The 11,820-nt window shown below is 68.2% G+C and carries 9 protein-coding genes; 4 read left to right on the forward strand and 5 right to left on the reverse strand.

Annotated features, from left to right (window positions below; all coding sequences use genetic code 11):
- Positions 1-11 precede the first annotated feature (11 nt).
- Positions 12-476 (forward strand): DUF2214 family protein, encoded by a 465-nt coding sequence (locus tag G3N96_RS22445; protein WP_206138496.1) that lies wholly within the window; start codon positions 12-14, stop codon positions 474-476.
- Between the two features lie 92 nt (positions 477-568).
- On the opposite strand, the gene gudD is transcribed toward G3N96_RS22445, so the two are convergent.
- Positions 569-1,921, reverse strand: a complete 1,353-nt coding sequence (gene gudD, locus G3N96_RS22450) for a glucarate dehydratase (RefSeq protein WP_039348297.1) — start codon at positions 1,919-1,921, stop codon at positions 569-571.
- Positions 1,922-2,281: 360 nt separating this feature from the next.
- Here gudD and G3N96_RS22455 point away from each other — a divergent pair, with 360 nt between their 5' ends.
- Complete coding sequence (locus G3N96_RS22455) at positions 2,282-3,031, forward strand: FadR/GntR family transcriptional regulator (protein WP_069247513.1); 750 nt, start codon at positions 2,282-2,284, stop codon at positions 3,029-3,031.
- Positions 3,032-3,166: 135 nt separating this feature from the next.
- Here G3N96_RS22455 and G3N96_RS22460 read toward each other — a convergent pair whose 3' ends face one another.
- The 3 genes from G3N96_RS22460 to pdxY form a co-directional block, all read right to left on the reverse strand.
- Complete coding sequence (locus G3N96_RS22460; protein ID WP_089494401.1) at positions 3,167-4,315, reverse strand: branched-chain amino acid ABC transporter substrate-binding protein; 1,149 nt, start codon at positions 4,313-4,315, stop codon at positions 3,167-3,169.
- Between the two features lie 369 nt (positions 4,316-4,684).
- Positions 4,685-6,829 carry a phospholipase C, phosphocholine-specific gene (locus tag G3N96_RS22465; protein WP_206138497.1) on the reverse strand — a complete coding sequence of 715 codons (2,145 nt, stop codon included), beginning with the start codon at positions 6,827-6,829 and terminating at the stop codon, positions 4,685-4,687.
- A gap of 278 nt (positions 6,830-7,107) precedes the next feature.
- Complete coding sequence (pdxY, locus tag G3N96_RS22470) at positions 7,108-7,968, reverse strand: pyridoxal kinase PdxY (protein WP_039348286.1); 861 nt, start codon at positions 7,966-7,968, stop codon at positions 7,108-7,110.
- 173 nt (positions 7,969-8,141) lie between these two features.
- Here pdxY and G3N96_RS22475 point away from each other — a divergent pair, with 173 nt between their 5' ends.
- Positions 8,142-9,203, forward strand: coding sequence for an alpha/beta hydrolase (locus G3N96_RS22475; RefSeq protein WP_206138498.1), 1,062 nt, complete (start codon positions 8,142-8,144; stop codon positions 9,201-9,203).
- A gap of 36 nt (positions 9,204-9,239) precedes the next feature.
- Here the strand turns inward: G3N96_RS22475 and G3N96_RS22480 are convergent, their stop codons facing one another.
- Positions 9,240-10,238, reverse strand: coding sequence for an LLM class flavin-dependent oxidoreductase (locus G3N96_RS22480; RefSeq protein ID WP_206138499.1), 999 nt, complete (start codon positions 10,236-10,238; stop codon positions 9,240-9,242).
- A 641-nt stretch (positions 10,239-10,879) separates the two neighbouring features.
- Here G3N96_RS22480 and hpnI point away from each other — a divergent pair.
- A partial coding sequence (gene hpnI / locus G3N96_RS22485) for a bacteriohopanetetrol glucosamine biosynthesis glycosyltransferase HpnI (protein ID WP_206138500.1) occupies positions 10,880-11,820 on the forward strand: 941 nt, incomplete at its 3' end.

Raw genomic sequence — 11,820 nt, forward strand, 5'->3', positions numbered from 1 at the left:
AAGGAGGCGTGATGATCGTCCGCTGGTTGCTGGCTGCCGTTCACCTGAGTACGTTCGGCGTCGCGTTTGCCGCGATCGCGGGGCGTAACCGCGCGTTGCGCCGGCTCATCGCGTCGGCGCAGGCGGCCGACTTGCCCGGCGTATTCAAGGCGGATGCCGCGTGGGGGCTATCGGCGCTCGTGCTGATCGTGACGGGCCTGATGCGCGCGTTCGGCGGGTTCGAGAAGGGCGCCGCGTACTACCTGCACGAACCGCTCTTTCACCTGAAGATGACCGCGCTCGTGGTGATCCTGCTGCTCGAGGTCGTGCCGATGCTCGGGCTGATCCGGTGGCGCGTCGCCGCGCGGCAGCAGCAGATGCCCGAGCTCGGCCGTGCGCGCACCTATGTGCGGATCGGCCATTGGCAGGCGGTGCTCGTGATCGTCATCGTGTTCGCCGCGTCGGGGATGGCGAGGGGGATTGGGGCGGCCGGCTAGGGGCGGCCGGCTAGGGGCGGCCGGCTAGGTGCGGCCGGCTAGGCCTGGCCCAGGCTCGACCGGGCGACCCTGCCGCCCGGCCGCACCCGCACTCAGCGCACGAGGCAGGGGCGCTTGTTGTTGAAGGTCCAGCCCGGAATCAAATACTGCATCGCCGCCGCGTCGTCACGGGCACCGAGCCCGTGCTGCTTGTACAGCTCGTGCGCGACCGCGACGGCATCCATGTCGATATCGATGCCGAGCCCCGGCCGTTTCGGCACTTCCACCAGCCCGTTCTCGATCTTCAGCGGTTCGCGCGTCAGCCGCTCGCCGTCCTGCCAGATCCAGTGCGTGTCGATCGCGGTGACCTGGCCGGGTGCTGCGGCCGCGACGTGCGTGAACATCGCGAGCGACACGTCGAAGTGGTTGTTCGAATGCGAGCCCCACGTGAGGCCCCAGTCGCGGCACATCTGCGCGACGCGCACCGAACCCTGCATCGTCCAGAAGTGCGGATCGGCGAGCGGGATGTCGACGGCCTGCAGCTGCACCGCGTGCCCCATTTGCCGCCAGTCGGTCGCAATCATGTTGGTGGCGGTCGGCAGCCCCGTCGCGCGGCGGAATTCGGCCATCACCTCGCGGCCCGAGTAGCCGTTCTCCGCGCCGCACGGATCTTCCGCGTAGGCGAGCACGTGATGCTGGTCGCGGCACAGCCGCACGGCCTCGTCGAGCGACCACGCGCCGTTCGGGTCGAGCGTCACGCGCGCGTCGGGGAAGCGCTCGGCGAGCGCCGTCACGGCCTCGATCTCGCTCGCGCCTTCGAATACGCCGCCCTTCAGCTTGAAGTCGTTGAAGCCGTAGCGCGCATGCGCGGCCTCGGCCAGCCGCACGACGGCCTCGGGCGTCAGCGCGGCTTCGTCGCGCACGCGCGTCCAGTCGTCGGTCGCGCCGCTGCCGTCGCGGTAGGCGAGTGCGGTCTTCGTGCGGTCGCCGATGTAGAACAGGTAGCCGAGCATTTCGACGCGCTCGCGCTGCTGGCCCTCGCCGAGCAGCGCGGCGACCGGCACGCCGAGATGCTGGCCGAGCAGGTCGAGTAGTGCGGCTTCGAGCGCGGTGACCGCGTGGATCGTCGTGCGCAGGTCGAAGGTCTGCAGCCCGCGGCCGCTCGCGTCGCGATCGGCGAAGGTGCGCCGCACGTCGTTGAGCACCGCGTGGTAATTGCCGACCGGCTGGCCGACGACGAGCGCGCGCGCGTCGTCGAGCGTGCGGCGGATACTTTCGCCGCCCGGTACTTCGCCGACGCCGGTGCGGCCCGCGCTGTCCTTCAGGATCACGAGGTTGCGGGTGAAGAACGGGCCGTGTGCGCCGCTCAGGTTGAGCAGCATGCTGTCGTGGCCGGCGACCGGAATCGCTTGCAGGTCGACGATACGCGGCGTGTCGTGGGAGGGCGAGGCAGTGACGGCGTTCATGGGCGGCGATGGCGATAGGGTGGGCAATGCCGTGCGGCAAAAGCTTTGCCGCGCGCGACGGGAGGTGCGATCATTCGACAACCGACATGCGCGGCGCGCAAGCCCCGCAGGTCGACGCAACCCGAAAACGGGGTGGGGGCGACAACCTGACCGGCGGAGCGCGGAACGCGAACGCTGGCTGATCGTAAAGCACGGGACCAGGCGGCGCAGGAATGCTCGCTTTGAGTCGACAGGAGATCCGTGTTTCGATCATCAGTCGTCGGATGACTTGTGACGCAGTATAATGAATCATCGGCTTTCGCTCAAACCCCGCGTAAACCCTCGGCTCACATTACGATCATTCAAAAAGGAACCGGCCTCATGTCCGTGCCTACGCTTCCCGCAGCGCCGCGCCGTCGCGCACGCAGCCTCGCACAAGATGTCGTCGACGCGCTGACCGCGCAGATCGAAAACGGCACGCTGCGTCCTGGCGACAAGCTGCCGACCGAAACCGAAGTCATGGCGGCGCAGGGGGTGAGCCGGACGGTCGTGCGCGAGGCGATCTCGCGGATGCAGGCGAGCGGCCTCATCGAGACGCGCCACGGCATCGGCAGCTTCGTGCTGGAGCCGTCGCGCCGCCAGACGCTCGGCATCGACCCGGCGACGATCACGACGCTGCGCGACGTGCTCGCGGTGCTGGAGCTGCGCATCAGCCTCGAAAGCGAATGCGCGAGCCTGGCCGCGCAACGCGCGAACGATACCGACCTGGCCGCGCTGCGGCGCGCGCTCGACGCGATCGCATCGGGAGCGGGCGGCGGCCGCGACACGGCGCAGCTCGACTTCCAGTTCCACCTGCAGATCGCGCAGTCCACCGGCAACCGCTATTTCGTCGACATCATGACGCAGCTCGGCACGTCGATCATTCCGCGCACGCGCGTGAATTCGGCCCGCTTTGCCGGCGACGATCTGGAGCGCTACGTCGGCCGGCTGAACCACGAGCACGAGGATATCTACGAGGCGATCGCGCGCCACGACCCGGAAGCGGCACGCGCGGCGATGCGCACGCACCTCACCAACAGCCGCGAACGGCTGCGCCGCGCGCACGAGGCGGCCGAGGCCGAGGCCGGCTGACGCACCGGGCGGCGCGGCCCACGGTGCCGCCGGCCCGGTCGAATCGCCTTAACATCAGTCGTCATACAAGAGATATCCATTCATCGATCGCCGGGGGCGGGCGGCGTGGCCGCCGCCGGCCGCCGGCACCGCCGATCAGCCTCCCTTCGTCGTGATCGTCTTCCACGCGCCGCTCTTCACTTGGTACAGCGTCGACATCCCGCTCTTCAGCGAGCCGTCGTTCGCGAACGAGATGCGGCCGGTCACGCCTTCGAAGTCGATCTTCTTCAGCGCCGGGCGATAGACCTTCGGGTCGGTCGAGCCTGCCGCCTGCATCGCCTTGATCGCCGCCCATGCCGCGTCGTAGCCGAACTGCGCGTACGACAGCACGTCGACGCCGAAGCGCTTCTTGAAGCGCGCCTCGAAATCCTTCCCTTGCGGCAGCTCGTCAAGCGGCCGGCCGTATTCCCACGCCATCGCGCCTTCGGCGGCCGGGCCCGCGATCTTGATGAACTCGTTGTCCTTCACGCCGCCGCCGCCGACGAACTGCGCGTTCAGCCCGAGCTGGCGCATCTGCTTGATGAAGTTCGCGGCGAGCGAATCGAGGCCGCCGAAGAAGATCAGGTCGGGGTTCTTCGCCTTCAGGCTCGTGATCTGCGCGCGGAAGTCGACCGCTTGGTTGCTGGTGAATTCGCGGCCGATGAGGTTGCCGCCCGCGGCCTTCACGGCCTTCTCGAACTCGTCGGCCTCGCCCTGGCCGAACGCGGTGCGGTCGTCGATGATCGCGATGCGCTTCGCCTTCGTCACGTCGACCGCGTACTTGCCCGCGTTGCCGGCGTTCTGGCCGTCGGTCGCGATCACCATGAACATGTTCGCGAGCCCGCGCGCGGTGAGCGTCGGGTTGGTCGCGGCCGGATCGATCACCGGGATGCCGGCCTTGTCGTAGACGACCGATGCCGGAATCGTCGTCCCCGAGTTGAAGTGGCCGACCACGACCGACACGTTCTGGTCGACGAGCGCCTGCGCGGCCTGCACGCCGATGCGCGGGTCGGCCTGGTCGTCCTGCACGACGAGGTTGAAGTGGGCAGGCTTGCCGGCGATCTGCACTTTCTGCGCGGCGGCATCGTCGAGCGCGAGCTGCACGCCGTTCTGCAGGTCCTTGCCGTAACCGGCGTTCACGCCGGTGAGCGGCGCGGCGAAGCCGACCTTCACGTCGGTCGTATCGGCGGCCTGGGCGGCCTGTTGCGAGAGGAGGGCAAGCGCGGATGCAATCGACACCGACAGCAGGGAATGACGGAATTTCATGTTGTTCCTCTTGTTCGACACCTGCGAGTGAGTACCGCATGCGCCGGGGCGGGCCGGACACGTGCGACGGGCGGGCGGTTCGACCGCTTCTCGGAATCGGGCGGGGAGGTCGGCATCGTTATCCTCGGAAGAATCTCCCGTCAGGCTCCGCGAAGAAGCGCCCCGATCGCCTCGATTTATAGGTCGCCGATATGCCCGGGTCTTGGCAATTCGCCGCGCATTCGGTGCGGATTTGCGCATAGCTTCCGCGCGTGCGGCGGCAGCCGGTATCGGGAGTTTCCCGTCGCGAATGGAGCGGGCGCAGAGGAAGGGAGCGAGGGACAGGAAGGCGGCGCGGCCCGCCGGGGCCGCGCCGCGCACGCAACGCCGTCAGTCGGACAGGGCGTCCGATGCGGCTTCGGCATCGTCGTGCGATGCGTGCGTGCGGATCAGCGGATCGCTGGTGCTCGGGCGGCCGGTTTCGACGTGACCCGCGAAGCGGCGCAGGAAGCCGAGCAGCCGGCCGTCGCTGACGGTCAGGTCGTACCAGCCGTGGCTGCCGCGCAGATCCCAGTAGTCGTCGACCTGCTGGCCCGGTGCGAGGTCGAACGTGCGCGCGCGGCCGTGGCCGTACGCGTTCGTGACCTTGAGCCGCACGGCCTTGTGGCCGCGGTTCATCAGGCGCAGCGTGATGTTGCCGTTCGCGACGTCGTAGCCGTAGATCACCTCGGGGTTCACGTTCGCGCTGCCGACGCCGGTCGCGAACGGGCCGCGGAAATGGCAGTAGAAGCCGTTCGGGCCGTACACGTCGAGGTCATACAGGCCGAGCGACGCCGCGGCGCTCCACGTGTCGGCGATCCGCTTGCCGGCTTCGACCGTGTACGCCCACGGGCCGTCGAGGCGATTGCGCGACTGCACCTGGAACGCGGCGCCTGCCCGGCCCGTGTTCGCGAAGGTCAGCCGGAACAGGCCGTTCACCGATTCGACGCGGCCGTGCACGAACAGCTCGTACGGCAGCGCGCGCGCCGGCCGCAGCCCGGCCTCCTGCTTCGGCAGCTTCTGCAGCACCGGCGGCACGGGGATGTAGTCGGGATGGCGCAGGCGGTCGGGCGGCGCATAGCTGCTCGTGTCCGGCAGCGTCGGCCAGCCGGCATCGGCCGTCGCGAAATCGAACGCGGCGGTCAGGTCGCCGCACACCGCGCGGCGCCACGGCGAGATGTTGCCGGCCTTGACCGGGTATTGCGCGCCGAAACGGGCCTCGATGAATTGCAGCAGCGACGTGTGATCGTAGGTCTGCGAGCAGACCCAGCCGCCCTTTGTCCACGGCGACACGACGAGCATCGGCACCCGCGGCCCGAGCCCGTATGGGCCGGCCATGTGCGAGGCGTTGCCGGGGAACACCTCGTTGGTCGTCGCGACCGTCGATAGCCCGTTGTCGCGCGACTGCGGCGCGAACGGCGGCTGCACGTGGTCGAAGAAGCCGTCGTTTTCGTCGTACGTGATGAAGAGCGCGGTCTTGCTCCATACCTCCGGATTCGACACGAGCGCCTGCAGCACCTGCTCGATGTACCACGCGCCGTAGTTCGCCGGCCAGTTCGGATGCTCGGAATACGCTTCCGGCGCGCAGATCCACGACACCTGCGGCAGCGTGCCATTCTTCAGGTCCTGCTGCAGGATGTCGAACAGCGTGCCGCCCGCGCTGATGTTGGTGCCGGTGCGCGCCTTGTCGTACAGCGGCGTGCCGGGCAGCGCGTTGCGGTACTGGTTGAAGTAGAGCAGCGAGTTGTCGCCGTAGTTGCCGATGTACGGGTTCTGCGTCCAGCCCCACGACCCGGCGGCGTTCAGGCCGGTGCCGACGTCCTGGTAGATCTTCCACGACACACCGGCGTTCTCGAGCACTTCCGGATAGGTCGTCCAGCCGTAGCCTGCTTCCTCGTTGCCGAGCACCGGGCCGCCGCCCGTGCCGTCGTTGCCGACGTAGCCGGTCCACATGTAGTAGCGGTTCGGGTCGGTCGAGCTCGGGATCGCGCAGTGGTACGCGTCGCAGATCGTGAACGCGTCGGCGAGCTGGTAGTGGAACGGGATGTCGTCGCGCTTCAGGTACGCCATCGTCGTGGTGCCCTTGTTCGGCACCCACTGGTCGTAGCGGCCCTTGTTCCAGGCGGCGTGCATGTCTTGCCAGCCGTGCGGCAGGTCCTGCAGGAACTGCAGGCCGAGCTTGTCCGCGCCCGGGTGGAACGGCAGCAGCTCGGCCGGGCCGACCGGCTGGTGGAACACCGACTTGCCGTTCGCGAGGCGCAGCGGACGCGGGTCACCGAAGCCGCGGACACCGCGCATCGTGCCGAAGTAGTGGTCGAACGAGCGGTTCTCCTGCATCAGGATCACGATGTGTTCGATATCGCGGATGGTGCCGGTGCGGCGGTTCGCGGGAATCGCAAGCGCATCGCGAATCACGGGGGGGAACAGGTTCAGCGCGGCGGCGCCGGCGGTGCCGGCAGCGACGCGCAGGAAGTCACGACGGTTCGATCGGGTCATGGTCGTTATCGTGCGGTAAAGGGGGGAGCCGATTGGCGGGACCTGCTGGAAGGGCGCACCCGGGTCGCAGGATGCGGCTGCGCCGGGTGGTGCCGCCGCGAGCATAGCGGGGAATCGGTGTCATTCATATGAAGTCCGGAAACGTTTGCATCCGCAGCGACGCGATATTGAAGCGGCGTCGGGCGCATGTCGCCAGTGGTCGCGGTGCGGCAGGGATGAGGCGGTAAAGCGATGCGGCGCGGGATGCGCACCGGTGAAGCGGAGGCGATGCCTGCGTGTCAGGCGTCCGTGACCCACGCGCCGAACCATTCGCTCGGGCGCGCGATTTCGTCCTGCGCGGCGACGAGTTCGAGCTCGTAGCGGCGCGCATCGTAGGTCGCTTTCACGACCGCATGCACGGCCGCGAGCGTGTGTTCGAACGCCGCGCGCACGGAGTCGCCGCGCAGCCGGCAGGCGACGAAGATCGCGCTGGTCAGGTCGCCGACGCCGACCGGATGGCGCGGAAACGCGTAGAGCGGGCGCTGGCCGATCCACGCTTCGGTTTCGGTGACCGCGAGCATGTTGAAACGATCGGCGGGGCTGTTGCGGTCGTGCAGGTGCTTGACGAGGATGATCTGCGGGCCGCGACGGATCAGCGAGCGGCAGGCTTCGACGGCTTCGGCGACGGTTTCGATGCGCCGCCCGGCGAGCTTCTGCAGTTCGGTGTGGTTCGGCGACATGCCGTCCGCGAGCGCCGGCATCTCCTGGACGATGAATTCCTCGACGCCGGGCTCGGGCCGGATGCCGCCCGTCTGGCCCATCGCCGGATCGCAGAAGTACCACGCGTTCGGGTTCATTGCCTTCACCGAGCGGACGATTTCGACGGCCGCACGCGCCTGCGGCGGCGAACCGAGGAAGCCGGACAGCACGGCGTCGCAGCGCTTGAGTGCGCCGATCGCGGCGATGCCGTCGACGAGCTGCTCCATCTTCGCGGCATCGATCGCGCTGCCGGCCCAGTGACCGTACTGCATGTGATTCGACAACTGGACGGTATTGAGCGGCCAGACGTTGACGCCGAGGCGCTGCATCGGGAACACGGCCGCACTGTTGCCGGCATGGCCGTAGATGACGTGCGACTGAATGCTGAGGACGTTTTTCATGGGAAGCGCCTGCACGCGTTTCAGGGTCACGTCACACGATACCCGAGTTCGTCGCGCGCGCGGAAGTCGCGCGGCGCCGGAGTGTTGCGCGCCGTCGTCAGCGCGACCGCGTAGAATCGCGGGGCGCGAGACGGCCCGGCCGCCCGCGTGCGTCTCCAATCACCGTGATCGCCATGCTTTCGATTCGCAAGATGTTGTTTGCCGTGCGCGCCGCCGTGCTCGGCGCGGGTGTCGCCGTCGCGTGCGCCGTGCCTGCCATGGCGGCCGCCGCATCGCCCGCGGGCAACGACGGGCCCGTGTATGGCCCGCGCCTGGAAGGGTTCGGCTATCCGGCGCCCGTGCATCTCTACACGTTCGTGTCGCAGCGCGAAACCCTCGAGATGGCCTACCTCGACGTGCAACCGGCCCACCCGAACGGCCGCACCGTCGTGCTGCTGCACGGGAAGAACTTCTGCGCGGCGACCTGGGAGGACACGATCGGCGTGCTGAGCCGCGCCGGCTATCGCGTGATCGCGCCGGACCAGATCGGCTTCTGCAAGTCGTCGAAACCCGATCGCTACCAGTACAGCTTCCAGCAGCTCGCACGCAATACGCATGCGCTGCTCGAATCGATGGGGGTGAGGTCGGCGACGATCGTCGGCCACTCGACGGGCGGGATGCTCGCGATGCGCTATGCGCTGATGTATCCGAAGGCGACCGACCAGCTCGTGCTCGTGAACCCGATCGGCCTCGAGGACTGGAAGGCGCTCGGCGTGCCGCCGCTGCCGGTCGACTACTGGTATGCGCGCGAGCTGAAGACCACGGCCGACGGCATTCGCCGCTACGAGCAGGGCACGTACTACGCGGGCAAGTGGTCGCCGTCGTACGAGCGCTGGGTGCAGATGCTGGCCGGGATGTACCGTGGCGCCGGTCGCGACGCGGTCGCGTGGAACTCCGCGCTGATCTACGACATGATCCTCACGCAACCGGTGGTCTATGAACTCGGCGCGATCCGCGTGCCGACGCTGCTGATGATCGGCGACAAGGACACGACCGCGATCGGCAAGGACGTCTCGCCGCCCGACGTGCATGCGAAGCTCGGCCGCTATCCGGAACTCGCGAAGCGCACGCAGGCGGCGATCCCCGGCGCGCAACTCGTCGAGTTCCCGGCGCTCGGGCACGCGCCGCAGATCCAGGATCCGGATGCGTTCCACAAGGCGCTGCTCGACGGGCTGGCGGCCGTGCACCCGCAGTGATGCGGGGCCGGCCGCGGGCGGCCCGGGCGTGCGCCGTCAGCGCGCTTCGCTCGCGAGCTCGTCGCGGATCTGCGCGGTCAATTCGAACGAGCGCAGCCGTGCCGCGTGATCGTAGATCTGCGCGGTGACGATCAGTTCGTCGGCTCCCGTCTGCGCGATGCGGTCGCGCAGCTTGTCGCGCACCGCGTCGCGCGAGCCGACGGCCGCGAACGACAGCGAATGCGCCACGGTCGCGAGTTCGAGCTCGTTCGCCTCGAGCACGTCGACCGGCGGCGGCAGCTTGCCCGGCGTGCCGCGCCGCAGATTGATGAACTGCTGCTGCAGCGACGTGAACAGGCGCCGCGCCTCGTCGTCGGTATCGGCGACGAACACGTTGACGCCGACCATCGCATGCGGCTTCGGCCACGCGGCCGACGGCCGGTACTGCGCGCGATAGATTTCGAGCGCGCGCATCAGGTAATCCGGCGCGAAGTGCGACGCGAACGCGAACGGCAGCCCGAGCATCGCGGCGAGCTGGGCGCTGAACAGGCTCGAGCCGAGCAGCCACACGGGCACGTCGAGCCCTGCGCCGGGCACCGCGCGCACGCGCTGGCCGGGCACCGGCTCGGCGAAGTAGCGCTGCAGCTCGGCGACATCATCCGGAAACGAGTCGGCGCTGCCGATCAGGTCGCGGCGCAGCGCGCGCGACGTGGTCTGGTCGGTGCCGGGCGCGCGGCCGAGGCCGAGGTCGATGCGCCCCGGATACAGCGACGCGAGCGTGCCGAACTGCTCGGCGATCACGAGCGGCGCGTGGTTCGGCAGCATGATGCCGCCCGACCCGACCCGGATCGTCCGCGTGGCGCTCGCGACATGGCCGATCACGACGGCCGTGGCCGCGCTCGCGATGCCGGGCATGTTGTGATGCTCGGCGAGCCAGTAGCGCTGGTAGCCCCAGCGCTCCGCATGCTGCGCGAGATCGACGGTGTTGCGGAATGCCTGGGAGGCGTCGGCGCCGGCCGGAATGGGGGCGAGATCGAGTACGGAAAACGGAGTCATCGGATGGCCTTCGAAAGGGGGCGCGCGCGGTGATGCGCTGACGCAACAAATGCCAAGGATTTTGCCAAAGGGTTCCGGAACGTGCTGGCGGCGACCCGATACCCATGCGCGTTTCAGGGGTGCAAGGTCGAATTCGGTGATCGTTGCAAAAATCAATCTAATCGCTGATTAATTACCAATCTTTACGGCGATTGGACGTGAATCCGCATCGACATACAAATTTGCACGAAACGTATGATTTTCAAGACTGCAATACGCCTGCAAACCGCTTACGCTAACGTGAACGCGGGTGCGCCCAAATGGTTCGCCGACTGCACAGCTTTGCCGGAATTGCACTAGTCCGTTTCTCGTAGTGCCGAGCGCGGGGTGCCGCAGGCTGCTAAAATCCGGCGCCTACCCATGTTGTGCCGAAGGTAGCCATACGAATCTTCCCGCATCCCGTCCGGGCGTCGCGCGGAGATGCACCACGCGAAGCCGGGCATGGCCGTATCCGCAGGATGGGTCGAGCCTCCCCTATATACAGGCGCTGCTGGAACAAGGAGTCGGGTCGTGCCCGCGTTCGTCGTTGTCGGAATACCGAATCACGCTCAATCATGCGCAAGCGTTCTCCATGGCGTTCAGGTCGCCGGGAGGCGTCGCGCATGACGGCAAGCGCAACGATGCTCGACTGGCTCCTGATCGTCTTCACGCTGGCCGCGGCCGGCTATGCGCTCGTCGCCGCGTTCGCGCCGCGGCCGCGTACGCCGCGCACGGCCGTGCGCGACGGCTTCGAGCCGGTCAGCGTGCTCAAGCCGCTGTGCGGCGCGGAGCCGCACCTGTACGAAAACCTCGCGACGTTCTGCGAGCAGCGCCATCCGCGGTATGAAGTGCTGTTCGGCGTCGCCTCGGCGGCCGATCCGGCGATTGCCGTGGTCGAACGGCTGCGCGCCGATTATCCCGAGTGCGACATCACGCTCGTGGTCGATGCGCGCGTGCACGGCAAGAACCTGAAGGTCAGCAACCTGATCAACCTCGCCGAGCGCGCGAAGTACGGCCGCATCGTGATCGCGGACAGCGACATCGCGGTGAAGCCCGACTATCTGGAGCGCGTGACGGCGCCGCTCGCCGACGTGTCGGTCGGTGTCGTCACGTGCCTGTATCATGCGCGCAGCGTCGGCGGATTCTGGACGCGGATCGGTGCGCAATTCGTCGACGCATGGTTCGCCCCGTCGGTCCGGATCACGCACCTCGGGCGCTCGAGCCGCTTCGGCTTCGGCGCGACGCTTGCGCTGACGCGCGACACGCTCGACCGGATCGGCGGCTTTCCCGCGCTGAAGGACGAGCTGGCCGACGATTTCTGGCTGGCCGAGCTGCCGCGCCGCCTCGGGCGACGCACCGTGCTGTCGGAGGTCGAGGTCGCCACCGACGTGATCGAACCGTCGTTCGGCCCGCTGTGGCATCGCGAGACCCGCTGGCTGCGCACGATCCGTTCGCTGAACCCGGCCGGCTTCGCGTTCCTGTTCATTACGTTTACCGTGCCGTGGCTCGCGATCGGCGCGGCGCTCGCGCTGCGCCTCGACGGCACCTTCGCCGGCGCGCTGGC

The sequence above is a fragment of the Burkholderia sp. Se-20373 genome, from assembly GCF_017104705.1.
In the GTDB taxonomy this organism is placed as follows: Bacteria; Pseudomonadota; Gammaproteobacteria; order Burkholderiales; family Burkholderiaceae; genus Burkholderia.